The sequence below is a fragment of the Escherichia coli genome, from assembly GCF_036503815.1.
Classification (GTDB): domain Bacteria; phylum Pseudomonadota; class Gammaproteobacteria; order Enterobacterales; family Enterobacteriaceae; genus Escherichia; species Escherichia coli_F.
Map to the genome: position 1 here is coordinate 1,364,548 of NZ_AP027764.1, position 25,936 is coordinate 1,390,483.

The 25,936-nt window shown below is 51.9% G+C and carries 20 protein-coding genes; 18 read left to right on the top strand and 2 right to left on the bottom strand.

The window, feature by feature from the left end; translation table 11 throughout:
- Positions 1-7 precede the first annotated feature (7 nt).
- The 6 genes from hscB to sseB all read left to right on the top strand — a co-directional run bounded on the left by hscB (position 8) and on the right by sseB (position 5,319).
- Positions 8-523, top strand: coding sequence for a co-chaperone HscB (gene hscB, locus AABJ99_RS06630; RefSeq protein WP_039020965.1), 516 nt, complete (start codon positions 8-10; stop codon positions 521-523).
- A gap of 16 nt (positions 524-539) precedes the next feature.
- Positions 540-2,390: a Fe-S protein assembly chaperone HscA gene (gene hscA, locus AABJ99_RS06635; protein WP_032184890.1), complete on the top strand. Its 1,851-nt coding sequence runs from the start codon at positions 540-542 to the stop codon at positions 2,388-2,390.
- 1 nt (position 2,391) lies between these two features.
- A complete protein-coding gene (gene fdx / locus AABJ99_RS06640; protein ID WP_001124471.1) occupies positions 2,392-2,727 on the top strand; it encodes an ISC system 2Fe-2S type ferredoxin in 336 nt (111 codons plus the stop codon).
- A gap of 11 nt (positions 2,728-2,738) precedes the next feature.
- Positions 2,739-2,939, top strand: coding sequence for a Fe-S cluster assembly protein IscX (gene iscX, locus AABJ99_RS06645; protein ID WP_000523616.1), 201 nt, complete (start codon positions 2,739-2,741; stop codon positions 2,937-2,939).
- Between the two features lie 177 nt (positions 2,940-3,116).
- A complete protein-coding gene (pepB, locus tag AABJ99_RS06650) occupies positions 3,117-4,400 on the top strand; it encodes an aminopeptidase PepB (RefSeq protein ID WP_000133571.1) in 1,284 nt (427 codons plus the stop codon).
- A gap of 142 nt (positions 4,401-4,542) precedes the next feature.
- The gene (sseB, locus tag AABJ99_RS06660; RefSeq protein ID WP_032184888.1) at positions 4,543-5,319 is read left to right on the top strand and encodes an enhanced serine sensitivity protein SseB; all 777 of its coding nucleotides are present in this window, start codon (positions 4,543-4,545) and stop codon (positions 5,317-5,319) included.
- A gap of 31 nt (positions 5,320-5,350) precedes the next feature.
- Here sseB and timP read toward each other — a convergent pair whose 3' ends face one another.
- On the bottom strand, positions 5,351-5,476 hold the full coding sequence (gene timP, locus AABJ99_RS06665; RefSeq protein WP_248785394.1) for a small toxic inner membrane protein TimP: 126 nt from the start codon (positions 5,474-5,476) through the stop codon (positions 5,351-5,353).
- A 342-nt stretch (positions 5,477-5,818) separates the two neighbouring features.
- Positions 5,819-6,664, bottom strand: a complete 846-nt coding sequence (sseA, locus tag AABJ99_RS06670) for a 3-mercaptopyruvate sulfurtransferase (protein WP_160523792.1) — start codon at positions 6,662-6,664, stop codon at positions 5,819-5,821.
- A gap of 205 nt (positions 6,665-6,869) precedes the next feature.
- On the opposite strand from sseA, the gene yfhM reads away from it, so the two are divergent.
- The 12 genes from yfhM to sinH all read left to right on the top strand — a co-directional run bounded on the left by yfhM (position 6,870) and on the right by sinH (position 25,935).
- A complete protein-coding gene (yfhM, locus tag AABJ99_RS06675; RefSeq protein WP_338387520.1) occupies positions 6,870-11,831 on the top strand; it encodes an alpha2-macroglobulin in 4,962 nt (1,653 codons plus the stop codon).
- Positions 11,832-14,144 carry a peptidoglycan glycosyltransferase PbpC gene (gene pbpC, locus AABJ99_RS06680; RefSeq protein ID WP_039020962.1) on the top strand — a complete coding sequence of 771 codons (2,313 nt, stop codon included), beginning with the start codon at positions 11,832-11,834 and terminating at the stop codon, positions 14,142-14,144.
- A 148-nt stretch (positions 14,145-14,292) separates the two neighbouring features.
- Complete coding sequence (gene ndk, locus AABJ99_RS06685; RefSeq protein WP_000963837.1) at positions 14,293-14,724, top strand: nucleoside-diphosphate kinase; 432 nt, start codon at positions 14,293-14,295, stop codon at positions 14,722-14,724.
- 149 nt (positions 14,725-14,873) lie between these two features.
- Positions 14,874-16,028: a bifunctional tRNA (adenosine(37)-C2)-methyltransferase TrmG/ribosomal RNA large subunit methyltransferase RlmN gene (gene rlmN / locus AABJ99_RS06690; RefSeq protein WP_000003317.1), complete on the top strand. Its 1,155-nt coding sequence runs from the start codon at positions 14,874-14,876 to the stop codon at positions 16,026-16,028.
- A 284-nt stretch (positions 16,029-16,312) separates the two neighbouring features.
- Positions 16,313-17,326 (top strand): cytoskeleton protein RodZ, encoded by a 1,014-nt coding sequence (gene rodZ, locus AABJ99_RS06695; RefSeq protein ID WP_032184883.1) that lies wholly within the window; start codon positions 16,313-16,315, stop codon positions 17,324-17,326.
- Between the two features lie 26 nt (positions 17,327-17,352).
- Positions 17,353-18,471: a flavodoxin-dependent (E)-4-hydroxy-3-methylbut-2-enyl-diphosphate synthase gene (ispG, locus tag AABJ99_RS06700; RefSeq protein ID WP_039020961.1), complete on the top strand. Its 1,119-nt coding sequence runs from the start codon at positions 17,353-17,355 to the stop codon at positions 18,469-18,471.
- Between the two features lie 110 nt (positions 18,472-18,581).
- Positions 18,582-19,856: a histidine--tRNA ligase gene (hisS, locus tag AABJ99_RS06705; RefSeq protein ID WP_039020960.1), complete on the top strand. Its 1,275-nt coding sequence runs from the start codon at positions 18,582-18,584 to the stop codon at positions 19,854-19,856.
- Between the two features lie 17 nt (positions 19,857-19,873).
- The gene (gene yfgM, locus AABJ99_RS06710; protein WP_000409211.1) at positions 19,874-20,494 is read left to right on the top strand and encodes an ancillary SecYEG translocon subunit YfgM; all 621 of its coding nucleotides are present in this window, start codon (positions 19,874-19,876) and stop codon (positions 20,492-20,494) included.
- 10 nt (positions 20,495-20,504) lie between these two features.
- Positions 20,505-21,683 carry an outer membrane protein assembly factor BamB gene (bamB, locus tag AABJ99_RS06715; RefSeq protein WP_001177040.1) on the top strand — a complete coding sequence of 393 codons (1,179 nt, stop codon included), beginning with the start codon at positions 20,505-20,507 and terminating at the stop codon, positions 21,681-21,683.
- Between the two features lie 117 nt (positions 21,684-21,800).
- Positions 21,801-23,273 (top strand): ribosome biogenesis GTPase Der, encoded by a 1,473-nt coding sequence (gene der, locus AABJ99_RS06720; RefSeq protein ID WP_001353036.1) that lies wholly within the window; start codon positions 21,801-21,803, stop codon positions 23,271-23,273.
- A gap of 62 nt (positions 23,274-23,335) precedes the next feature.
- Positions 23,336-23,551 (top strand): zinc ribbon domain-containing protein, encoded by a 216-nt coding sequence (locus AABJ99_RS06725; RefSeq protein WP_000422353.1) that lies wholly within the window; start codon positions 23,336-23,338, stop codon positions 23,549-23,551.
- Between the two features lie 209 nt (positions 23,552-23,760).
- A complete protein-coding gene (gene sinH / locus AABJ99_RS06730) occupies positions 23,761-25,935 on the top strand; it encodes an intimin-like inverse autotransporter SinH (protein ID WP_039020959.1) in 2,175 nt (724 codons plus the stop codon).
- The last annotated feature ends 1 nt before the right edge of the window (position 25,936 follow it).

The following is a 25,936-nucleotide window of genomic DNA, read 5'->3' on the forward strand; positions in this document are numbered from 1 at the left end:
GAATGTTATGGATTACTTCACCCTCTTTGGCTTGCCTGCCCGTTATCAACTCGATACCCAGGCACTGAGCCTGCGTTTTCAGGATCTACAACGTCAGTATCATCCTGATAAATTCGCCAGCGGAAGCCAGGCGGAACAACTCGCCGCCGTACAGCAATCTGCAACCATTAACCAGGCCTGGCAAACGCTGCGTCATCCGTTAATGCGCGCGGAATATTTACTTTCTTTGCACGGTTTTGATCTCGCCAGCGAGCAGCATACTGTGCGCGACACCACGTTCCTGATGGAACAGCTGGAGCTGCGCGAAGAACTGGACGAGATCGAACAGGCGAAAGATGAAGCACGGCTGGAAAGCTTTATCAAACGTGTGAAAAAGATGTTTGATACCCGCCATCAGTTGATGGTTGAACAGTTAGACAACGAGACGTGGGACGCAGCGGCGGATACCGTGCGTAAGCTGCGTTTTCTCGATAAACTGCGAAGCAGTGCCGAACAACTCGAAGAAAAACTGCTCGATTTTTAATTTCTGGAAGCTAAACATGGCCTTATTACAAATTAGTGAACCTGGTTTGAGTGCTGCGCCGCATCAGCGTCGTCTGGCGGCCGGTATCGACCTGGGCACAACCAACTCGCTGGTGGCGACAGTACGCAGCGGTCAGGCCGAAACGTTAGCCGACCATGAAGGCCGTCACCTGCTGCCCTCTGTTGTTCACTATCAACAGCAGGGGCATTCGGTGGGTTATGACGCGCGCACTAATGCAGCGCTTGACACCGCCAACACCATTAGTTCTGTTAAACGCCTGATGGGGCGCTCGCTGGCTGATATCCAGCAACGCTACCCGCATTTGCCTTATCAATTCCAGGCCAGCGAAAACGGCTTGCCGATGATTGAAACAGCAGCGGGATTGCTGAATCCGGTGCGCGTTTCTGCGGACATCCTCAAAGCACTGGCGGCGCGGGCAACTGAAGCCCTGGCAGGCGACTTGGATGGTGTCGTTATCACCGTTCCGGCGTACTTTGACGATGCCCAGCGTCAGGGCACCAAAGACGCGGCGCGTCTGGCTGGGCTGCATGTTCTGCGCTTGCTCAACGAACCGACCGCTGCGGCTATCGCCTACGGACTGGACTCCGGTCAGGAAGGCGTGATCGCTGTTTATGACCTCGGTGGCGGGACGTTTGATATTTCCATTCTTCGCTTAAGTCGCGGCGTGTTCGAAGTGCTGGCGACCGGCGGTGATTCCGCGCTCGGCGGCGATGACTTTGACCATCTGTTAGCAGATTACATTCGCGAACAGGCGGGCATTCCTGACCGTAGCGATAACCGCGTTCAGCGTGAACTGCTGGATGCCGCCATTGCGGCCAAAATCGCGCTGAGCGATGCGGACTCTGTGACCGTGAATGTTGCGGGCTGGCAGGGTGAAATCAGCCGTGAACAATTCAACGAACTGATCGCGCCACTGGTAAAACGAACCTTACTGGCTTGTCGTCGTGCGCTGAAAGACGCGGGCGTTGAGGCTGACGACGTACTGGAAGTGGTGATGGTTGGTGGTTCTACTCGCGTGCCGCTGGTGCGTGAACGGGTGGGTGAATTTTTCGGTCGTCCACCGCTGACTTCCATCGACCCGGATAAAGTCGTCGCTATTGGCGCGGCGATTCAGGCGGATATTCTGGTGGGTAACAAGCCGGACAGCGAAATGCTGTTGCTTGATGTGATCCCGCTGTCGCTGGGCCTGGAAACCATGGGCGGCCTGGTGGAGAAAGTGATCCCGCGTAACACCACAATTCCGGTGGCCCGCGCCCAGGATTTCACCACCTTTAAAGATGGTCAGACGGCGATGTCTATCCATGTAATGCAGGGTGAGCGTGAGCTGGTGCAGGACTGCCGCTCGCTGGCGCGTTTTGCGCTGCGTGGTATTCCGGCGCTACCGGCTGGCGGCGCGCATATTCGCGTAACGTTTCAGGTCGATGCTGATGGTCTTTTGAGCGTGACGGCGATGGAGAAATCCACCGGCGTTGAGGCGTCTATTCAGGTTAAACCGTCTTATGGTCTGACCGACAGTGAAATCGCCTCGATGATCAAAGACTCAATGAGCTATGCCGAGCAGGACGTAAAAGCCCGTATGCTGGCTGAACAAAAAGTAGAAGCGGCGCGTGTGCTGGAAAGTTTGCACGGCGCGCTGGCTGCTGATGCCGCGCTGTTAAGCGCCGCAGAACGTCAGGTCATTGACGATGCTGCCGCTCACCTGAGTGAAGTGGCGCAGGGCGATGATGTTGACGCCATCGAACAAGCGATTAAAAACGTAGACAAACAAACCCAGGATTTCGCCGCTCGCCGCATGGACCAGTCGGTTCGTCGTGCGCTGAAGGGCCATTCCGTGGACGAGGTTTAATATGCCAAAGATTGTTATTTTGCCTCATCAGGATCTCTGTCCTGATGGCGCTGTTCTGGAAGCGAATAGCGGTGAAACCATTCTCGACGTTGCGCTGCGTAACGGCATCGAGATTGAACACGCCTGTGAAAAATCCTGTGCTTGCACCACCTGTCACTGCATCGTTCGTGAAGGTTTTGATTCGCTGCCGGAAAGCTCAGAGCAGGAAGACGACATGCTGGACAAAGCCTGGGGGCTGGAGCCGGAAAGCCGTTTAAGCTGCCAGGCGCGCGTTACCGACGAAGATTTAGTGGTCGAAATTCCGCGTTACACTATCAACCATGCGCGTGAGCATTAACAGAGGTTAGTATGGGACTTAAGTGGACCGATAGCCGCGAAATTGGCGAAGCACTGTACGATGCATATCCCGATCTTGATCCGAAAACGGTTCGATTCACCGATATGCATCAGTGGATTTGCGATCTGGAAGATTTCGACGACGACCCGCAGGCGTCCAACGAGAAAATCCTCGAAGCGATTTTATTAGTCTGGCTGGACGAAGCCGAGTGATTTCCGCGTCATGCTTCACGCCGCAGATGCGTTGGCTGCGCTCGTTCACCCCAGTCACATAGTTATCTATGCTCCTGGGGCTTCACTCACTTGCCGCCTTCCTGCAACGCGAATCATTTAGCGGAAAAATCCTGGGGCTGCCAACTGGCGGCCCTTTTACAAATAAGGATAACTAAAATGACAGAAGCGATGAAGATTACCCTCTCGACCCAACCTGCCGACGCGCGCTGGGGAGAAAAAGCGACTTACAGCATTAATAATGATGGTATTACCCTGCATTTGAACGGGGCAGACGATCTGGGGCTGATCCAGCGTGCGGCGCGCAAGATTGACGGTCTGGGCATCAAGCATGTTCAGCTAAGCGGTGAAGGCTGGGATGCGGATCGTTGCTGGGCATTCTGGCAAGGTTACAAAGCCCCGAAAGGCACGCGTAAAGTGGAGTGGCCGGATCTGGACGATGCCCAGCGCCAGGAACTGGATAACCGCCTGATGATCATCGACTGGGTGCGTGACACCATCAACGCACCAGCAGAAGAACTGGGGCCATCGCAACTGGCACAGCGTGCTGTTGATCTGATCAGCAACGTCGCAGGCGATCGTGTGACTTACCGGATCACCAAAGGTGAAGATCTTCGTGATCAAGGTTATATGGGGCTGCACACTGTCGGGCGTGGTTCAGAACGTTCCCCGGTATTGCTGGCGCTGGATTACAACCCAACTGGCGATAAAGAAGCGCCGGTGTACGCGTGCCTGGTAGGTAAAGGCATCACCTTTGATTCCGGCGGCTACAGCATCAAACAGACCGCGTTTATGGACTCAATGAAGTCGGACATGGGCGGCGCGGCAACGGTTACCGGAGCGCTGGCGTTTGCCATTACGCGCGGACTGAACAAGCGCGTGAAGCTGTTCCTCTGCTGTGCGGATAACCTGATCAGCGGCAACGCGTTCAAACTGGGCGATATCATTACCTATCGCAACGGTAAAAAAGTCGAAGTCATGAACACCGATGCGGAAGGGCGTCTGGTTCTGGCAGATGGCCTGATTGACGCCAGTGCGCAGAAACCGGAACTGATTATCGATGCCGCCACACTCACCGGTGCGGCGAAAACCGCGCTGGGTAATGATTATCACGCATTGTTCAGTTTTGACGATGCGCTTGCCGGTCGCTTGCTGGCGAGTGCTTCACAAGAGAACGAACCGTTCTGGCGTCTGCCGCTGGCTGAATTCCACCGCAGCCAGCTGCCGTCTAACTTTGCCGAACTGAACAACACGGGCAGTGCTGCTTATCCGGCAGGTGCAAGTACGGCGGCGGGCTTCCTGTCGCACTTTGTTGAGAACTATCAGCAAGGTTGGCTGCATATCGACTGTTCGGCGACTTACCGTAAAGCGCCGGTTGAACAGTGGTCTGCGGGTGCGACCGGGCTGGGTGTGCGCACGATTGCTAATCTGTTAACGGCGTAAACTAATATGCCGGATGCGGCGTAAACGCCTTATCCGGCCTACAAAGTATTGTGAATTCAAAAAATTGCGATTCCCTTGTAGGCCTGATAAGCGTAGCGCATCAGGCACTTACGCCCCGAACGTTGAATGAATTGTGGTTCTTATGTCCGAAACAAAAAACGAACTTGAAGACCTGCTGGAAAAAGCAGCAACCGAACCGGCGCACCGCCCGGCCTTTTTCCGTACTCTACTGGAATCCACTGTCTGGGTACCAGGTACGGCGGCGCAGGGCGAGGCAGTGGCTGAAGATAGCGCGCTTGATTTACAGCACTGGGAAAAAGAAGACGGTACCAGCGTCATTCCTTTTTTCACCTCGTTAGAAGCACTGCAACAGGCGGTTGAAGACGAACAGGCGTTTGTCGTAATGCCCGTTCGCACACTGTTTGAGATGACCCTTGGCGAAACACTCTTCCTTAATGCCAAATTGCCAACCGGTAAAGAGTTTATGCCGCGTGAAATCAGTTTGTTGATTGGTGAAGAAGGAAATCCGCTGAGCAGTCAGGAAGTACTGGAAGGCGGTGAATCGCTGATATTATCGGAAGTCGCAGAGCCGCCAGCACAAATGATTGATTCACTTACCACCTTATTTAAAACCATTAAGCCGGTGAAGCGTGCTTTTATTTGTTCAATTAAAGAGAACGAAGAGGCACAGCCTAATTTACTTATTGGCATTGAAGCTGATGGCGATATCGAAGAAATTATTCAGGCGGCGGGAAGTGTAGCGACCGATACATTACCTGGTGATGAACCAATCGATATTTGCCAGGTGAAAAAAGGGGAAAAAGGAATTAGCCACTTTATTACCGAACATATTGCGCCATTCTATGAACGTCGCTGGGGTGGATTCCTGCGTGATTTTAAACAGAATCGAATAATTTAAAATATGCCGCCCCAAAGGGCGGCATTCGGGCTTACTTGCTGTTCTGAAGGTTGTTAACCATCAGTAAATTGTTGCCGGAGGGACTCCGGTTATTATTTACCTCGGTTAACAGCGCACCAGAAACAATAAGTACGATACAGAAGCACCGTATCTTCATTGTGCGGTCCATGCGAAGACCGCATCACGACAGCACCACTGGCGATATTGCCGCGATAGCAAGCGCTGTGGGGTGCCTGCATTTACGGTCATGGAACATCCTTTCCTAAAGCCAGCGCCCGTTTGCGAGACGGCGAAAAGGGCCGTCACGAATAATACTCTCATATTTGAATAATTACTCTATTTATTATCTTGACTTAGCCAGGCATAAAAGAGAGTATTTCAACACTGTGGGGTGCCTGCGTTGCTCCGGCAACACAAGTCAACCTGCTGGAAAGGCCGCGAACCAGACCAGCAATAAAAAACCGCCAAATTTGGCGGTTTTTTATTGCCTGTAAAAAGCTTATTTCTCTGGCTCAACCGGTAAATCGGCCCGTGCGCCCCATTCACTCCATGCGCCGTCGTATAGTTTCACGTTTGGCACATCCAGCGTCGCGAGTGCTAACAAAACCACGGCTGCCGTTACACCAGAACCGCAACTGACGATAATTGGTTTGTCGTAGCTGACACCGCGACCAAAAAATATCGCATCCAGTTCATCGGTCGTTTTTAGTTCGCCTTCTCGTACTAGTTCTGTCCACGGAACGTTCAACGCGCCGGGAATGTGCCCGCGACGTAAACCTGGGCGAGGTTCATCAACTTCTGCATTAAAACGTGCAGCCGGGCGGGCATCAATAATTTGCGCCGTATTTTCATGGCTTGCCAATAACACATCGGTTACTTTCACCACAGCCTCAGGATTAAACGCAGCGTTAAACTCACCTTCTGGCAGCGCTACTGCACCTTCTTCTAATAGCAGATCATCACGCTGCCAACCTGCAAGTCCACCACCCAGAATCGACACTTTCTCTACACCAAAGGTGCGCAGCATCCACCATGCACGTGGGGCTGAGAAAAGATTACCTTCGTCATAGACAATCAGGTGCTTATCCTGGTTAACGCCTAACTCACGCATTGCAACGGCGAACGTTTCCGGGCGCGGCAGCATGTGCGGAAGCGGGGAATTGTGATCAGAAAGCGCTTCGATATCGAAAAACACTGCGCCGGGAATATGTCCATTCAGATACTCCTGGGCAACGTTACGATCTTCCTGTCCAGGCGGTGCCATGCGGGCATCGATAATCTGAATTTCCGGGTCATCAATATGTTCGGCGAGCCAGTCGGCTCCTACAAACCATGTCGTGGACATAGGCATCTCCATTTTTGCCGGGTTAGGCTAAATTGTCGGATGTTTAGTGAAAAGCGACAAGCAAAAGAGGCTGATTTGGCTGTCTGAGCCACAATTCTCACTAAAATTCGGATTCCATGGGCGCGATACTGAATTACATAACGTAAATTCTCACGCATAATAATTATTAGACGTTGCTAACGGGCCATTGTGGCAGGGATGAAAAATGAAAAAGTTACGCGTAGCCGCCTGCATGCTAATGCTGGCGCTGGCAGGGTGCGACAACAACGATAACGCGCCAACAGCGGTGAAAAAAGATGCACCTTCTGAAGTTACTAAAGCGGCATCTTCAGAAAACGCGAGTTCAGCAAAACTCTCTGCACCGGAGCGACAAAAACTGGCACAACAGAGTGCCGGTAAGGCGCTGACATTGCTGGATCTCTCTGAAGTCCAACTCGATGGCGCAGCCACGCTGGTACTGACCTTCTCTATCCCTCTCGACCCGGATCAGGATTTCTCGCGCGTTATTCACGTCGTTGATAAAAAAAGCGGCAAAGTGGATGGGGCCTGGGAGCTGTCAGATAATCTTAAAGAGCTGCGTTTACGCCACCTCGAGCCGAAACGTGATTTGATCGTTACTATTGGCAAGGAGGTCAAGGCACTCAACAACGCAACCTTCAGTAAAGATTACGAAAAAACTATAACTACCCGCGATATCCAGCCCAGCGTCGGTTTTGCCAGCCGTGGTTCGCTGCTGCCTGGAAAAGTCATTGAAGGGCTGCCGGTAATGGCGCTCAATGTTAACAATGTCGATGTTAACTTCTTCCGTGTTAAGCCAGAATCTCTGCCAGCATTTATTAGCCAATGGGAATACCGAAATTCGCTGGCGAACTGGCAGTCAGACAAACTGCTGCAAATGGCGGATCTGGTTTATACCGGACGTTTTGATCTCAATCCTGCGCGTAACACCCGTGAAAAATTATTGCTGCCGCTGGGTGATATCAAACCGCTTCAGCAGGCGGGTGTGTATCTGGCTGTGATGAATCAGGCTGGACGTTACGATTACAGTAATCCCGCGACGCTGTTTACATTAAGTGATATCGGCGTATCGGCCCACCGTTATCACAATCGTCTGGATATCTTTACCCAAAGCCTGGAAAACGGCGCGGCCCAGCAAGGAGTTGAAGTCTCATTATTAAATGAGAAAGGGCAGACTCTGACTCAGGCAACCAGTGATGCTCAGGGGCATGTGCAGCTGGAAAATGATAAAAACGCGGCATTACTGTTGGCGCGTAAAGACGGTCAGACAACGCTACTCGATTTAAAACTTCCGGCGCTGGACTTAGCAGAATTTAACATTGCTGGCGCGCCAGGCTATAACAAACAGTTTTTCATGTTTGGCCCGCGCGATCTTTATCGCCCGGGTGAAACAGTCATCCTTAATGGTTTATTGCGTGATGCAGACGGTAAAGCGTTGCCCGATCAACCCATCAAGCTGGACGTAATTAAACCCGACGGGCAGGTACTCAGGAGCGTCGTTAGTCAGCCGGAGAATGGCCTCTATCACTTTACCTGGCCACTCGATAGTAATGCGGCCACCGGCATGTGGCATATCCGAGCCAACACGGGCGATAACCAGTATCGGATGTGGGATTTCCACGTCGAAGATTTTATGCCAGAGCGCATGGCGCTGAATCTGACCGGTGAGAAAACCCCGTTAACGCCGAAAGATGAAGTGAAATTCTCCGTGGTGGGTTACTACCTGTACGGGGCGCCTGCTAATGGTAATACTTTACAAGGGCAACTTTTCCTGCGCCCACTGCGTGAAGCTGTGTCAGCCTTACCTGGTTTCGAATTCGGCGATATAGCTGCTGAAAACCTTTCGCGCACGCTGGATGAAGTTCAGTTGACGCTGGATGATAAAGGGCGCGGCGAAGTTTCTACAGAAAGCCAGTGGAAGGAAACGCATTCCCCATTACAGGTTATTTTCCAGGGCAGTTTGCTGGAGTCTGGCGGTCGCCCGGTGACGCGCCGTGCTGAGCAGGCTATCTGGCCTGCCGATGCATTGCCGGGGATCCGTCCGCAATTCGCCTCGAAATCGGTTTACGATTATCGCACTGACAGTACGGTAAAACAGCCCATTGTTGATGAAGGCAGTAACGCCGCTTTTGACATCGTTTATAGCGATGCACAGGGCGTCAAAAAAGCTGTGTCTGGCTTACAAGTGCGCCTGATTCGCGAACGCCGCGATTACTACTGGAACTGGTCAGAAGATGAAGGCTGGCAGTCACAGTTTGATCAAAAAGATCTGATCGAAAATGAACAAACACTGGATCTTCAGGCTGATGAAACCGGTAAAGTCAGTTTCCCGGTAGAGTGGGGCGCTTATCGTCTGGAAGTCAAAGCGCCGAATGAAGCGGTCAGTAGTGTGCGTTTCTGGGCTGGCTATAGCTGGCAGGACAATAGCGACGGTAGCGGTGCTGTGCGACCAGACCGTGTCACGCTGAAACTGGATAAAGCCAGTTATCGCCCTGGTGATACCATTAAGTTGCACATTGCCGCGCCAACGGCGGGTAAAGGCTATGCGATGGTCGAGTCCAGTGAAGGGCCGCTGTGGTGGCAGGAGATTGATGTTCCGGCACAAGGGCTGGATCTGACGATTCCGGTCGATAAAACCTGGAATCGTCATGATCTTTATTTAAGTACGCTGGTGGTACGTCCTGGCGATAAATCCCGCTCCGCGACGCCAAAACGCGCAGTTGGCGTGTTGCATTTGCCGCTTGGCGATGAAAACCGTCGTCTCGATCTGGCGCTGGAAACTCCAGCGAAAATACGCCCCAATCAGCCATTAACCGTGAAAATTAAAGCCAGCAATAAAAATGGTGAGATGCCAAAACAGGTGAATGTGCTGGTGTCTGCGGTTGATAGCGGTGTGCTGAATATTACTGATTATGTCACGCCAGATCCGTGGCAGGCATTCTTTGGTCAGAAACGCTATGGCGCAGATATTTACGATATTTACGGTCAGGTTATTGAAGGTCAGGGGCGTCTGGCAGCTCTGCGTTTTGGTGGCGATGGTGATGAACTGAAACGCGGTGGTAAACCGCCAGTAAATCACGTCAATATTGTTGCGCAACAGGCGCTACCGGTAACACTCAACGAACAGGGCGAAGGCACGGTTACATTGCCGATTGGTGATTTTAACGGTGAATTGCGCGTCATGGCACAAGCATGGACGGCAGATGATTTCGGTAGCAACGAAAGCAAAGTGGTTGTTGCCGCACCGGTGATAGCAGAACTGAATATGCCGCGCTTTATGGCCAGCGGTGACACCTCACGTCTGACGCTGGATATCACTAATCTTACCGATAAACCGCAAAAACTGAACGTTGCTCTGACCGCCAGTGGCTTGCTTGAACTGGTTAGCGATTCACCCGCAGCCGTTGAATTAGCGCCGGGCGTGCGAACCACGCTGTTTATCCCGGTGCGAGCATTGCCGGGTTATGGTGATGGTGAAATTCAGGCCACTATTAGCGGGTTAGCGTTACCGGGCGAAACCGTTGCCGATCAGCATAAGCAGTGGAAAATGGGTGTCCGTCCGGCATTTCCGGCACAAACCGTCAATTACGGTACGGCGTTGCAGCCTGGTGAGACATGGGCGATTCCAGCTGATGGATTGCAAAACTTCTCGCCTGTTACGCTGGAAGGGCAATTGTTGTTGAGCGGCAAAGCACCGTTGAATATTGCACGTTATATCAAAGAGTTAAAAGCGTATCCGTACGGTTGTCTGGAGCAAACCGCCAGCGGCCTGTTCCCGTCACTTTACACCAACGCAGCCCAACTGCAGGCGTTGGGAATCAAAGGCGACAGTGATGAGAAGCGCCGTGCGGCAGTCGATATCGGCATTTCTCGTTTACTGCAAATGCAACGTGATAACGGTGGCTTTGCGCTGTGGGATAAAAACGGTGATGAAGAGTACTGGCTGACGGCTTACGTGATGGATTTCCTGGTCCGCGCAGGTGAGCAGGGTTACAGCGTGCCGACAGAAGCCATTAACCGGGGGAATGAGCGTCTACTGCGCTATTTACAAGATCCGGGCATGATGTCGATTCCGTATGCGGATAATCTCAAAGCCAGTAAATTCGCCGTACAGTCTTACGCTGCGCTGGTGCTGGCCCGTCAGCAAAAGGCACCGCTGGGTGCGCTGCGTGAAATCTGGGAGCATCGTGCCGATGCTGCGTCTGGATTACCGCTGCTGCAACTTGGCGTTGCGCTGAAAACCATGGGCGATGCAACGCGTGGTGAAGAAGCGATTGTGTTGGCGCTGAAAACGCCGCGCAATAGTGATGAGCGGATATGGCTGGGTGATTACGATAGTCCACTGCGCGACAACGCATTGATGCTCTCCTTGCTGGAAGAGAACAAATTGCTACCCGATGAGCAGTACCCTCTGCTGAACACACTTTCGCAGCAGGCGTTCGGTGAACGCTGGTTATCAACTCAGGAAAGTAACGCGCTGTTCCTGGCTGCCCGTACGATTCAGGATTTACCGGGCAAATGGCAGGCGCAAACGTCTTTCTCTGCTGAGCTGCTGACAGGTGAGAAAGCGCAAACCAGCAATCTGAATAGCGATCAACTTGCCACCTTACAGGTGACCAACAGTGGCGATCAGCCGTTATGGCTGCGTGTGGATGCCAGCGGTTATCCGCAATCCGCCCCTTTACCGGCGAGTAATGTGCTGCAAATCGAGCGCCATATTCTTGGCACTGACGGTAAGAGCAAATCGCTGGATTCGTTACGTAGCGGCGATCTGGTACTGGTCTGGTTGCAGGTCAAAGCCAGTAACAGCGTGCCGGATGCTTTGGTCGTTGATTTACTGCCTGCGGGCCTGGAACTGGAAAACCAGAACCTGGCTAACGGCAGCGCCAGCCTGGAGCAAAGTGGTAGCGAAGTGCAAAACCTACTCAGTCAAATGCAACAAGCGAACATTAAGCACATTGAGTTCCGTGACGATCGCTTTGTGGCGGCGGTTGCCGTTGATGAATATCAACCAGTCACGCTGGTGTATCTGGCGCGGGCGGTAACGCCGGGAACATACAATGTTCCGCAACCAATGGTGGAATCGATGTATGTTCCCCACTGGCGGGCGACTGGCGCGGCTGAAGATCTGTTGATTGTCAGACCGTAAATGCCTCGCCTGTTAACCAAACGCGGCTGCTGGATAGCGCTGGCAGCTGCGCCTTTTCTCCTTTTTTTTGCCGCGTGGGGAGCAGATAAACTCTGGCCCCTGCCATTGCATGAAGTCAATCCCGCACGCGTAGTCGTGGCGCAGGATGGTACGCCACTCTGGCGTTTCGCCGATGCTGAGGGCATCTGGCGCTATCCGGTAACCATCGAAGATGTCTCTCCGCGTTACCTTGAAGCACTGATCAATTATGAAGATCGCTGGTTCTGGAAGCATCCGGGGGTGAATCCATTCTCGGTGGCGCGCGCAGCATGGCAAGATCTCACTTCGGGACGGGTTATTTCCGGCGGCAGCACACTCACCATGCAGGTTGCTCGTCTGCTTGATCCTCACCCCAAAACTTTTGGCGGCAAAATTCGCCAGCTCTGGCGCGCGTTTCAACTGGAATGGCACTTGTCTAAACGTGACATTCTGACCTTGTATCTTAATCGCGCTCCGTTTGGTGGTACGTTGCAGGGGATCGGTGCGGCAAGTTGGGCATATCTCGGAAAATCGCCTGCGAATTTAAGCCATTCCGAGGCGGCAATGCTGGCGGTGTTACCACAAGCGCCCAGCCGACTGCGTCCGGATCGCTGGCCGGAACGTGCCGAGGCCGCACGTAATAAAGTGCTCAATCGGATGGCTGCGCAAGGTGTGTGGTCCCGTGAGCAGGTAAAAGAATCTAGTGAAGAGCCCATCTGGTTGGCACCCAGACAAATGCCGCAACTGGCACCGCTGTTTTCGCGCATGATGCTCGGTAAAAGCAAAAGCGACAAAATCGTTACTACGCTGGATGCTGGTTTACAGCGTCGTCTGGAAGAACTGGCGCAAAACTGGAAAGGACGGTTGCCACCGCGCAGTTCGTTGGCAATGATCGTTGTTGATCATACTGATATGAGTGTGCGCGGCTGGGTAGGATCGGTTGATCTTAATGATGATTCCCGCTTTGGGCATGTCGATATGGTCAATGCGATCCGATCGCCGGGATCGGTACTCAAACCGTTTGTTTATGGTCTGGCGCTGGATGAAGGCTTGATCCACCCTGCATCGCTGTTGCAAGACGTTCCCCGGCGCACTGGTGATTATCGACCAGGCAACTTTGACAGCGGTTTTCATGGCCCGATCAGCATGAGTGAAGCGCTGGTGCGCTCGCTGAATTTACCTGCTGTGCAGGTGCTGGAAGCCTATGGACCGAAACGGTTTGCGGCAAAGTTACGCAATGTTGGATTGCCGTTATATTTGCCCAACGGTGCTGCACCGAATCTTTCGCTCATTCTCGGCGGCGCAGGTGCAAAACTGGAGGATATGGCTGCAGCGTATACCGCATTTGCTCGCCACGGTAAGGCGGGTAAGTTGCGCTTACAGCCGGGGGACCCATTACTTGAGCGACCGTTAATGTCGCCGGGGGCCGCGTGGATTATCCGCCGAATTATGGCAGATGAAGCGCAGCCGCTTCCGGATGGCGCTTTGCCACGCGTCGTACCACTGGCGTGGAAAACAGGAACCAGTTATGGCTATCGCGATGCATGGGCTATTGGCGTTAACGCTCGTTACGTAATTGGGATCTGGACTGGCAGACCGGACGGTACGCCCGTTGTCGGTCAGTTTGGCTTTGCCAGCGCCGTACCGCTGTTGAATCAGGTCAATAATATCTTACTGTCGCGCAGTGCGAATCTGCCGGAAGACCCGCGTCCTGATTCTGTAAGCCGTGGCGTTATCTGCTGGCCGGGTGGGCAATCATTGCCAGAAGGCGATAGCAATTGCCGCCGTCGTCTTGCCACCTGGCTGCTGGACGGGAGCCAGCCGCCAACTCTGTTACTGCCCGAGCAGGAAGGCATTAATGGCATTCGTTTCCCCATCTGGCTGGATGAAAACGGTAAACGTGTTGCTGCTGATTGTCCTCAGGCTCGACAAGAAATGATTAATGTCTGGCCATTACCACTTGAACCCTGGCTACCTGCTGCTGAACGACGAGTAGCGCGCTTACCTGGGGCATCAACAAATTGCCCGCCGTATGGTCGTGATGCTCAGGTACCTTTACAGTTGATTGGTGTGCGTGATGGCGTAATTATCAAACGTCTGCCAGGAGCTACTGATGCGTCATTACCAGTACAATTAAGCGGAGGAACAGGCGAACGCTGGTGGTTTCTTAATGGTGAACCGTTAGCTGAACGCGGGCGTAACGTGACTCTGCATTTGACAGAGAAAGGCGATTATCAATTGCTGGTAATGGACGAAATGGGGCAGGTGGCGACAGTGAGATTTGTCATGCAGTAGTCTGTTTTGCTCATATTTGTTGCTTAAACTCGTTTTATTTTAAAAAAATGTTACCTTCATCAATAGTCAACGGCCCTGTTGCTCATTATAATCCGCGCCATCTCGTACGCTGGTACAGACAACAACAGAATAATTTACAGAGGTAAAAATGGCTATTGAACGTACTTTTTCCATCATCAAACCGAACGCGGTAGCAAAAAACGTCATTGGCAATATCTTTGCGCGCTTTGAAGCTGCAGGGTTCAAAATTGTCGGCACCAAAATGCTGCACCTGACCGTTGAACAGGCTCGTGGCTTTTATGCTGAACACGATGGAAAACCGTTCTTTGATGGTCTGGTTGAATTCATGACCTCTGGCCCGATCGTGGTTTCCGTGCTGGAGGGTGAAAACGCCGTTCAGCGTCACCGCGATCTGCTGGGCGCGACCAATCCGGCAAACGCACTGGCCGGTACTCTGCGTGCTGATTACGCTGACAGCCTGACCGAAAATGGTACCCACGGTTCTGATTCCGTCGAATCTGCCGCTCGCGAAATCGCTTATTTCTTCGGCGAAGGCGAAGTGTGCCCGCGCACCCGTTAATAATTTCGTAAATGCCGCGTGCAAACGTGGCATCCGTGCGCCAGAATTTGTACAATGCAGCGCCCCCGGACGAGCAACCGCTCACCGGGGCGTTTCTTTTTTCAACCCTCCAGGGGCCATAACGTGTAATAACGAGGCCGGAATAGCATATGTCTGAACAATTAGTCACACCTGAAAACGTCACCACGAAAGATGGAAAAATCAACCTGCTGGATCTCAACCGTCAGCAGATGCGGGAGTTTTTTAAAGATTTAGGTGAAAAACCCTTCCGCGCCGATCAGGTGATGAAGTGGATGTATCACTATTGCTGCGACAACTTTGATGAGATGACCGACATCAACAAAGTGTTGCGCGGCAAACTAAAAGAGGTGGCGGAAATCCGCGCACCGGAAGTGGTTGAAGAACAGCGTTCATCTGACGGCACCATTAAATGGGCGATTGCCGTTGGCGATCAGCGCGTCGAAACGGTGTATATCCCGGAAGACGACCGTGCCACGCTTTGCGTTTCCTCGCAGGTGGGGTGTGCGCTGGAGTGTAAATTCTGTTCCACCGCCCAGCAGGGCTTTAACCGCAATCTGCGGGTGTCGGAAATTATCGGCCAGGTGTGGCGTGCAGCGAAAATCGTTGGCGCAGCAAAAGTCACCGGTCAGCGCCCAATCACTAACGTAGTGATGATGGGTATGGGCGAGCCGCTGCTCAACCTGAACAACGTCGTTCCGGCGATGGAAATCATGCTCGATGATTTCGGTTTTGGTCTGTCTAAACGTCGCGTTACGCTCTCTACATCAGGCGTTGTTCCGGCGCTGGATAAACTGGGCGATATGATCGACGTAGCGCTGGCAATTTCCCTGCATGCGCCGAACGACGAAATTCGTGACGAAATTGTGCCGATCAACAAAAAGTACAATATCGAAACGTTTCTTGCTGCGGTGCGCCGCTATCTGGAGAAATCTAACGCCAATCAGGGCCGAGTCACTATTGAATACGTGATGCTTGATCACGTTAACGACGGCACTGAACACGCGCACCAACTGGCGGAGCTGCTGAAAGATACGCCGTGTAAGATCAACCTGATCCCGTGGAACCCGTTCCCTGGCGCGCCGTATGGACGCAGCTCAAACAGTCGTATCGACCGTTTCTCAAAAGTGCTGATGAGCTACGGTTTCACCACTATTGTGCGTAAAACTCGTGGTGATGATATCGATGCTGCCTGTGGTCAGTTGGCGGGCGATGTTATCGACCGTACGAAACGTACCCTGCGTAAACGAATGCAGGGTGAGGCCATCGACATTAAAGCGGTCTGATAGCCATTACGCCACGGTTACTTTATGTACCGTGGCGTAATCTTTTATGAATGAAGTATTAAGTTGCAATTGTCTGGTCAATATTAACGGTGCGTTTTTGCTGACTTTAAGGCAGTATGTAACGATGCAACAGTAAGTTAGCCTTAGTGAATGTGGGCTTTGTCACGAGCACACAGACGGTCTTATACTGTATGATAACGGTTAACTTAACGGATGTTTCGCGGTGTGGGTGAGCATGATGGTTCACCGGCATCTCAATTCTCATTTAAACGTACCTGCAGCGAATGAATACTGAAGCCACGCACGACCAAAATGAAGCACTTACTACCGGCGCTCGCCTGCGTAATGCTCGCGAACAACTAGGACTTAGTCAGCAGGCCGTTGCTGAGCGACTTTGCCTGAAGGTTTCCACGGTACGCGACATTGAAGAAGATAAGGCACCTGCCGATCTTGCTTCAACATTCCTGCGCGGATATATCCGCTCTTATGCGCGTCTGGTACATATTCCAGAAGAAGAACTGCTACCGGGGCTGGAAAAACAGGCTCCACTACGAGCTGCAAAAGTTGCGCCGATGCAGAGTTTTTCCCTCGGTAAACGCCGCAAAAAACGTGACGGCTGGCTGATGACCTTCACCTGGCTGGTGTTGTTTGTGGTTATTGGCCTGAGCGGTGCCTGGTGGTGGCAAGACCACAAAGCTCAGCAGGAAGAGATCACTACTATGGCCGATCAATCTTCTGCGGAACTGAGCAGTAATAACGAACAGGGGCAGAGTGTTCCGTTAGATACGTCGACAACCACAGACCCGACTACGACGTCCACGCCGCCAGCGTCTGTGGATACTACCGCAACTAACACGCAAACACCTGCCATAACTTCGCCAGCACCAGCTGTTGATTCGCAACAAAATGCAGTTGTTTCACCTTCGCAGGCAAATGTTGATACCGCTGCGACCCCGGCACCAACGGCAACAACAACGCCAGATGGTGCTGCGCCGTTGCCAACCGATCAGGCTGGCGTGACCACGCCGGCGGCTGACCCGAATGCGTTGGTGATGAACTTTACTGCCGATTGCTGGCTGGAAGTCACTGACGCTACCGGTAAAAAACTGTTTAGCGGTATGCAGCGTAAAGACGGTAATTTGAACTTAACCGGCCAGGCTCCGTACAAACTGAAAATTGGTGCGCCAGCCGCAGTACAGATCCAGTATCAAGGGAAACCTGTCGATCTGAGTCGTTTTATCAGAACTAACCAGGTTGCGCGTCTGACCCTAAATGCCGAACAATCACCGGCGCAGTAACAGACGGGTAACGCGGGAGATTTTTCATGCATAACCAGGCTCCAATTCAACGTAGAAAATCAAAACGTATTTACGTTGGGAATGTGCCGATTGGCGATGGTGCCCCCATCGCCGTACAGTCCATGACCAATACGCGTACGACAGACGTCGAAGCTACGGTCAATCAAATTAAGGCGCTGGAACGTGTTGGCGCTGATATCGTCCGTGTCTCCGTACCGACGATGGACGCGGCAGAAGCGTTCAAGCTCATCAAACAACAGGTTAACGTGCCGCTGGTGGCTGACATCCACTTCGACTATCGCATTGCGCTGAAAGTAGCGGAATACGGCGTCGATTGTTTGCGTATTAACCCTGGCAATATCGGTAATGAAGAGCGTATTCGCATGGTGGTTGACTGCGCGCGCGATAAAAACATTCCGATCCGTATTGGCGTTAACGCTGGATCGCTGGAAAAAGATCTGCAAGAAAAGTATGGCGAACCTACCCCGCAGGCATTGCTGGAATCTGCCATGCGCCATGTTGATCATCTTGATCGTCTGAACTTCGATCAGTTCAAAGTCAGCGTCAAAGCGTCTGATGTCTTCCTCGCTGTAGAGTCTTATCGTCTGCTGGCAAAACAGATCGATCAACCGCTGCATCTTGGGATCACCGAAGCGGGTGGCGCACGTAGTGGGGCAGTAAAATCTGCCATTGGTTTAGGCCTGCTGCTGTCTGAAGGCATCGGCGACACGCTGCGCGTATCGCTGGCGGCCGATCCGGTCGAAGAGATCAAAGTCGGTTTCGATATTTTGAAATCGCTGCGTATCCGTTCGCGCGGGATCAATTTCATCGCCTGCCCGACCTGTTCGCGTCAGGAGTTTGACGTTATCGGTACGGTTAACGCCCTGGAGCAACGCCTGGAAGATATCATCACCCCGATGGACGTTTCGATTATCGGCTGCGTGGTGAATGGACCAGGTGAGGCGCTGGTTTCTACACTCGGCGTTACCGGCGGCAACAAGAAAAGCGGCCTCTATGAAGATGGCGTGCGCAAAGACCGTCTGGACAACAACGATATGATCGACCAGCTGGAAGCGCGCATTCGTGCGAAAGCCAGCCAACTGGATGAAGCGCGTCGAATTGACGTTCAGCAGGTTGAAAAATAATAACGTGATGGGAAGCGCCTCGCTTCCCGTGTATGATTGAACCCGCATGGCTCCCGAAATATTGAGGGGCGCGTTGAGGGTTCATTTTTATATTCAGAAAGAGAATAAACGTGGCAAAAAACATTCAAGCCATTCGCGGCATGAACGATTACCTGCCTGGCGAAACGGCCATCTGGCAGCGCATTGAAGGCACACTGAAAAACGTGCTCGGCAGCTACGGTTACAGTGAAATCCGCTTGCCGATTGTAGAGCAGACCCCGCTATTCAAACGTGCGATTGGTGAAGTCACCGACGTGGTTGAAAAAGAGATGTACACCTTTGAGGATCGCAATGGCGACAGCCTGACTCTGCGCCCTGAAGGGACGGCGGGCTGTGTACGCGCCGGCATCGAGCATGGTCTTCTGTACAATCAGGAACAGCGTCTATGGTATATCGGGCCGATGTTCCGTCACGAGCGTCCGCAGAAAGGGCGTTATCGTCAGTTCCACCAGTTGGGCTGCGAAGTTTTCGGTCTGCAAGGCCCGGATATCGACGCCGAACTCATTATGCTTACTGCTCGTTGGTGGCGTGAACTGGGTATCTCTGAACACGTAACTCTTGAGCTGAACTCTATCGGTTCGCTGGAAGCACGCGCCAATTATCGCGATGCGCTGGTGGCATTCCTTGAGCAGCATAAAGAAAAACTGGACGAAGACTGCAAACGCCGCATGTACACTAACCCGCTGCGCGTGCTGGATTCCAAAAATCCGGAAGTGCAGGCCCTTCTCAACGACGCCCCAGCATTAGGTGACTATCTTGACGAGGATTCTCGTGAGCACTTTGCTGGTCTGTGCAAACTGCTGGAGAGCGCGGGTATCGCTTACACCGTAAACCAGCGTCTGGTGCGTGGTCTGGATTACTATAACCGTACTGTTTTTGAGTGGGTGACTAACAGCCTCGGTTCCCAGGGCACCGTGTGCGCAGGCGGTCGTTATGACGGTCTGGTGGAACAACTGGGTGGTCGTGCAACACCGGCAGTCGGTTTCGCGATGGGCCTCGAACGTCTTGTATTGTTAGTTCAGGCCGTTAATCCGGAATTTAAAGCCGATCCTGTTGTCGATATATATCTGGTGGCTTCAGGTGCTGACACACAATCTGCGGCTATGGCATTAGCAGAGCGTCTGCGTGATGAATTACCGGGCGTGAAACTGATGACCAACCACGGCGGCGGCAACTTTAAGAAGCAGTTTGCCCGTGCTGATAAATGGGGCGCCCGCGTTGCTGTGGTGCTGGGTGAGTCTGAAGTGGCTAACGGCACAGCAGTAGTGAAGGATTTGCGCTCTGGTGAGCAAACGGCAGTTGCGCAGGATAGCGTAGCCGCGCATTTGCGCACGTTACTGGGTTAAGGAAGGAGAAGGACAGCGTGGAAATTTACGAGAACGAAAACGACCAGGTTGAAGCGGTTAAACGCTTTTTTGCTGAAAATGGCAAAGCACTGGCTGTTGGGGTGATTTTGGGCGTTGGCGCATTGATTGGCTGGCGCTACTGGAACAGCCATCAGGTTGATTCTACACGCTCCGCTTCTCTTGCCTATCAAAATGCGGTTACCGCAGTGAGCGAAGGCAAACCGGATAGCATCCCGGCGGCGGAAAAATTTGCTGCTGAAAATAAAAATACCTATGGTGCGCTGGCTTCTTTGGAACTTGCGCAGCAATTTGTTGACAAAAATGAACTAGAGAAAGCTGCCACCCAGTTACAACAGGGATTGGCGGACACGAGCGATGAAAATCTCAAAGCCGTGATAAATCTGCGTCTTGCCCGCGTTCAGGTACAGCTCAAGCAGGCTGATGCCGCGCTGAAAACCCTCGATACCATCAAAGGTGAAGGGTGGGCTGCCATTGTTGCCGACCTGCGTGGCGAAGCATTGCTGAGCAAAGGTGATAAGCAAGGTGCGCGTAGTGCATGGGAAGCAGGCGTGAAAAGCGATGTTACCCCGGCACTGAGCGAAATGATGCAGATGAAAATTAATAATTTGTCCATCTGAGAGGGACCCGATGCAATTGCGTAAATTACTGCTGCCAGGACTGCTTTCCGTTACCCTTTTAAGCGGCTGTTCGCTGTTTAACAGCGAAGAAGATGTGGTAAAGATGTCCCCATTGCCGACCGTTGAAAACCAGTTTACGCCGACCACGGCGTGGAGCACTTCCGTGGGTAGCGGCATTGGCAACTTCTATTCCAATCTTCATCCGGCACTGGCGGACAACGTTGTCTATGCAGCAGACCGCGCTGGTTTAGTAAAAGCGCTGAATGCGGATGATGGCAAAGAAATCTGGTCTGTCAGTCTGGCCGAGAAAGATGGCTGGTTCTCTAAAGAGCCTGCATTACTTTCTGGCGGCGTGACCGTGTCTGGCGGACATGTCTACATTGGTAGCGAAAAGGCGCAGGTTTACGCGCTGAATACCAGTGATGGTACTGTGGCATGGCAGACTAAAGTCGCGGGTGAAGCGCTTTCTCGCCCGGTGGTCAGCGACGGTCTGGTGTTAATCCACACCAGTAACGGTCAGTTGCAAGCCCTGAACGAAGCTGACGGCGCTGTCAAATGGACAGTTAACCTCGATATGCCTTCACTCTCTTTGCGTGGCGAGTCTGCGCCAGCAACGGCTTTTGGTGCGGCCGTCGTGGGTGGCGATAATGGTCGCGTCAGCGCAGTGCTAATGGAACAGGGCCAGATGATTTGGCAGCAGCGTATTTCCCAGGCGACCGGTTCTACCGAAATTGACCGCCTGAGCGATGTTGACACGACTCCCGTCATTGTTAACGGCGTTGTTTTCGCGCTGGCCTATAATGGTAACCTGACGGCGCTTGATCTGCGCAGCGGTCAGATTATGTGGAAGCGCGAACTGGGTTCGGTGAATGATTTCATCGTCGACGGCAACCGCATCTATCTGGTCGATCAAAATGACCGGGTGATGGCGTTGACCATTGATGGCGGCGTTACGCTGTGGACACAAAGCGATCTGCTGCATCGCCTGTTGACTTCTCCGGTGCTGTATAATGGCAACCTGGTGGTAGGTGACAGTGAAGGTTATCTGCACTGGATCAACGTCGAAGATGGTCGTTTCGTTGCCCAGCAAAAAGTTGATAGCTCCGGTTTCCAGACTGAACCGGTTGCCGCTGACGGCAAACTGCTGATCCAGGCAAAAGACGGGACTGTGTACTCTATTACACGTTAATCGTCTCTGTCGTTCACTTTGAAAACGGCTCCTGGACAGGGGCCGTTTTCCTGTTTTTAACAACGACACGAATATAGCGTGCGTTGTCTGATGATTTATAAAAATGAGGCTTTAAACATGGTACCTGTGGTCGCGCTTGTCGGGCGCCCTAACGTAGGAAAATCCACGTTATTTAACCGTCTAACTCGCACCCGAGATGCGCTGGTTGCGGATTTCCCGGGTCTGACTCGTGACCGTAAGTACGGTCGTGCGGAAATTGAAGGCCGCGAGTTTATCTGTATTGATACCGGCGGGATTGACGGAACAGAAGACGGTGTAGAAACCCGCATGGCGGAACAGTCGCTGCTGGCGATTGAAGAAGCGGACGTCGTACTGTTTATGGTGGATGCGCGCGCGGGCCTGATGCCTGCGGATGAAGCGATTGCTAAACATCTGCGCTCCCGCGAAAAACCGACCTTCCTGGTGGCAAACAAAACCGATGGTCTGGATCCGGATCAGGCCGTTGTTGATTTCTATTCGCTCGGTTTAGGTGAAATCTATCCTATCGCCGCGTCTCACGGTCGTGGCGTATTAAGTCTGCTGGAGCACGTGCTGTTGCCGTGGATGGAAGATATCGCACCACAAGAAGAAGTGGATGAAGACGCTGAGTACTGGGCGCAATTTGAAGCGGAAGAGAACGGCGAAGAAGAAGAGGAAGACGACTTTGACCCGCAAAGTCTGCCAATCAAACTGGCGATAGTGGGTCGTCCTAACGTCGGTAAGTCTACACTCACTAACCGTATCCTTGGCGAAGAACGCGTCGTAGTTTACGACATGCCAGGCACCACGCGTGACAGTATCTACATTCCAATGGAACGCGATGGGCGTGAGTATGTACTCATTGACACTGCGGGCGTACGTAAACGCGGCAAAATCACCGATGCGGTAGAGAAATTCTCCGTAATCAAAACATTGCAGGCGATTGAAGATGCCAACGTGGTGATGTTGGTGATTGATGCTCGCGAAGGTATTTCCGATCAGGATCTCTCCCTGCTGGGCTTTATTCTCAATAGTGGGCGCTCACTTGTCATTGTAGTGAACAAGTGGGACGGCCTGAGCCAGGAAGTGAAAGAGCAAGTAAAAGAGACGCTGGACTTCCGTCTGGGCTTTATCGACTTCGCCCGTGTGCATTTTATCTCTGCATTACACGGCAGCGGCGTTGGTAATCTGTTTGAATCAGTGCGTGAAGCGTATGACAGCTCCACCCGTCGCGTGGGTACGTCAATGCTGACGCGTATCATGACTATGGCGGTTGAAGATCACCAGCCGCCGCTGGTTCGCGGTCGTCGAGTGAAGCTGAAATATGCCCACGCCGGTGGCTATAACCCGCCGATTGTGGTGATTCACGGCAACCAGGTGAAAGACCTGCCGGATTCGTACAAACGCTACTTGATGAATTACTTCCGCAAGTCTCTGGACGTGATGGGTACGCCGATTCGTATTCAGTTCAAAGAAGGGGAAAACCCATATGCGAACAAGCGTAACACCTTGACGCCGACCCAGATGCGCAAGCGTAAGCGTTTGATGAAGCATATTAAGAAAAGTAAGTAATCACTTATCTGGTTTCCCTTTCCAAACGGAGAGGGAAACTGAACAACAGGCGAGGAGTATTTATGGAACTCAACTGCCCAATCTGCCATAACCCTCTCGAACGCAACGGTGAAACTGCCCACTGTGCAACTTGTGCCAAAGATTTCACCATTCAGGCGCTTTGTCCTGACTGTCATCAGCCATTACAGGTGTTAAAAGCTTGTGGTGCAGTAGATTATTTCTGCCAGCATGGGCACGGTTTAATATCTAAAAAACGCGTTGAATTTATTGTTGCTTAATATTATTTAAATATATGATGTAATCATTTGTATTCATAATATAAATGATTTCATCCTATTTTATTTGTTGAAGTGCAAATACAAGTGAATGAAATCACTGTGTTATAAATTTAAGATTATATTTAGTTTTCCTGGCGTGCCTTTCTGAATAATCTGGAATAGAATATTAAAGCTTATTTTAAGCATTATTATTGTCACAGGGGATGTGCATGCTGCGATGGAAACGCTGTATTATGCTAACATTTATCTCTGGAGCGGCTTTTGCGGCTCCAGAGATAAATGTTGAGCATAAAGAATCGTTACCTGATTTAGGTAGTCAGGCCGCACAACAGGAAGAGCAAACTAACAAGGGTAAATCGCTAAAAGAGCGTGGTGCCGATTACGTCATTAACTCTGCCACGCAAGGGTTTGAAAACCTGACACCCGAGGCGCTGGAGTCCCAGGCCAGAAGCTATCTGCAAAGTCAAATTACCTCTACGACACAATCTTATATTGAGGATACACTCTCCCCCTACGGTAAGGTCCGAACGAATCTTTCTCTTGGTCAGGGCGGCGATCTGGATGGCAGTTCCATCGACTATTTTGTTCCCTGGTATGATAATCAAACTACTGTTTATTTCAGCCAATTTTCTGCACAACGAAAAGAAGATCGTACGATCGGGAATATTGGGCTTGGTGTAAGACATAATTTTGATAGATGGTTATTGGGTGGAAATATATTTTATGATTATGATTTTACCCGTGGACATCGCCGTTTAGGTTTAGGCGCCGAAGCCTGGACTGATTATTTAAAATTCTCGGGCAACTATTACCATCCGCTATCCAGCTGGAAAGACTCCGAAGATTTCGATTTTTATGAGGAGCGTCCTGCGCGCGGCTGGGATATTCGCGCCGAAGCCTGGCTACCCGCTTACCCGCAGCTTGGCGGTAAAATCGTTTTCGAACAGTATTACGGTGATGAAGTCGCGCTTTTTGGCACCGATAATCTGGAGAAAGATCCCTTCGCTGTCACGCTGGGTGTGAAATACCAGCCCGTACCGCTCATTGCCGTAGGAACGGATTTCAAAGCTGGCACTGGCGATAATACCGATCTTTCTGTTAACGCAACGCTGAACTACCAGTTTGGCGTCCCGCTCAAAGACCAGCTTGATTCTGACAAAGTAAGCACGGCTCACTCGCTCATGGGCAGCCGTCACGACTTTGTTGAACGTAACAACTTTATTGTTCTGGAATACAAAGAGAAAGATCCCCTCGATGTCACTTTGTGGCTGAAAGCTGATGCGACGAATGAACATCCCGAGTGCGTGATTAAAGATACGCCAGAAGCAGCCATCGGGCTGGAAAAATGTAAGTGGACCATTAACGCGCTCATTAATCATCACTACAAAATCGTTGCTGCCTCCTGGCAGGCGAAAAACAATGCTGCACGTACGCTGGTGATGCCGGTTATCAAAGAAAATACGCTTACTGAAGGTAACAACAATCACTGGAATCTGGTGCTGCCTGCCTGGCAGTACAGCTCTGATAAAGCCGACCAGGAAAAACTCAATACCTGGCGGGTACGGCTGGCGCTGGAAGATGAAAAAGGCAATCGGCAGAACTCCGGCGTGGTGGAAATCACCGTTCAGCAGGATCGTAAAATTGAGCTCATCGTTAACAACATCGCCAATGTACCGGATGAGAACAATCACAGCCACGAAGCCAGCGCGCAAGCGGATGGTGTAGATAGTGTCGTCATGGATCTCGACATTACCGATAGCTTTGGCGACAACACTGACCGTAACGGTAATGTCTTGCCGCAGGATAATCTCAGCCCGCAGCTGTTTGATGCCAACGATAAAAAAGTGACGCTGGCGAATAAACCCTGCACCACCGAAGTGCCGTGCGTTTTTATCGCCAAACAAGATAAAGAAAAGGGGACCGTTACGCTCTCCAGTACGTTGCCCGGCACCTTCCGCTGGAAAGCGAAAGCCGCCCCTTATGATGACAGTAACTATGTTGACGTAACGTTCCTGGGTTCTGACATCGGCGGGCTGAATGCTTTTATCTACCGCGTTGGTGCAGCTAAGCCCGTCAATCTTATCGGCAACAAAGAACCGTTGCCTCTCAATAGCCGCTATCGCTTTGTGCTGTGGCGCGACGCTAACAAAGACGGCGTGTTCCAGCTTTCTGAGAAGCTCACTGACGACGAGATGAAACAGTATGACTATCAGTGGGAATTCACGGGGCATAGCGTAAATGGCAATACCGGTGCGCAAACCAATACCACGAACGTCGATATAGAGATCCCGGCAACCAACAAGGAAGCGGCAGCAAAATTTAATGCTCAGGTAACCGATGGTGTGCAGGGATACGGTTTGCAGGTCAATTACAGCAAGAAATAGG

Excerpts from the sequence above, each read along its gene's own strand:
- hscB (WP_039020965.1), top strand. The coding sequence starts at position 8 with ATGGATTACTTCACCCTCTTTGGCTTGCCTGCCCGTTATCAACTCGAT.
- hscA (WP_032184890.1), top strand. The coding sequence starts at position 540 with ATGGCCTTATTACAAATTAGTGAACCTGGTTTGAGTGCTGCGCCGCAT.
- fdx (WP_001124471.1), top strand. The coding sequence starts at position 2,392 with ATGCCAAAGATTGTTATTTTGCCTCATCAGGATCTCTGTCCTGATGGC.
- iscX (WP_000523616.1), top strand. The coding sequence starts at position 2,739 with ATGGGACTTAAGTGGACCGATAGCCGCGAAATTGGCGAAGCACTGTAC.
- pepB (WP_000133571.1), top strand. The coding sequence starts at position 3,117 with ATGACAGAAGCGATGAAGATTACCCTCTCGACCCAACCTGCCGACGCG.
- sseB (WP_032184888.1), top strand. The coding sequence starts at position 4,543 with ATGTCCGAAACAAAAAACGAACTTGAAGACCTGCTGGAAAAAGCAGCA.
- timP (WP_248785394.1), bottom strand. The coding sequence starts at position 5,476 with ATGAAGATACGGTGCTTCTGTATCGTACTTATTGTTTCTGGTGCGCTG.
- sseA (WP_160523792.1), bottom strand. The coding sequence starts at position 6,664 with ATGTCCACGACATGGTTTGTAGGAGCCGACTGGCTCGCCGAACATATT.
- yfhM (WP_338387520.1), top strand. The coding sequence starts at position 6,870 with ATGAAAAAGTTACGCGTAGCCGCCTGCATGCTAATGCTGGCGCTGGCA.
- pbpC (WP_039020962.1), top strand. The coding sequence starts at position 11,832 with ATGCCTCGCCTGTTAACCAAACGCGGCTGCTGGATAGCGCTGGCAGCT.
- ndk (WP_000963837.1), top strand. The coding sequence starts at position 14,293 with ATGGCTATTGAACGTACTTTTTCCATCATCAAACCGAACGCGGTAGCA.
- rlmN (WP_000003317.1), top strand. The coding sequence starts at position 14,874 with ATGTCTGAACAATTAGTCACACCTGAAAACGTCACCACGAAAGATGGA.
- rodZ (WP_032184883.1), top strand. The coding sequence starts at position 16,313 with ATGAATACTGAAGCCACGCACGACCAAAATGAAGCACTTACTACCGGC.
- ispG (WP_039020961.1), top strand. The coding sequence starts at position 17,353 with ATGCATAACCAGGCTCCAATTCAACGTAGAAAATCAAAACGTATTTAC.
- bamB (WP_001177040.1), top strand. The coding sequence starts at position 20,505 with ATGCAATTGCGTAAATTACTGCTGCCAGGACTGCTTTCCGTTACCCTT.
- der (WP_001353036.1), top strand. The coding sequence starts at position 21,801 with ATGGTACCTGTGGTCGCGCTTGTCGGGCGCCCTAACGTAGGAAAATCC.
- AABJ99_RS06725 (WP_000422353.1), top strand. The coding sequence starts at position 23,336 with ATGGAACTCAACTGCCCAATCTGCCATAACCCTCTCGAACGCAACGGT.
- sinH (WP_039020959.1), top strand. The coding sequence starts at position 23,761 with ATGCTGCGATGGAAACGCTGTATTATGCTAACATTTATCTCTGGAGCG.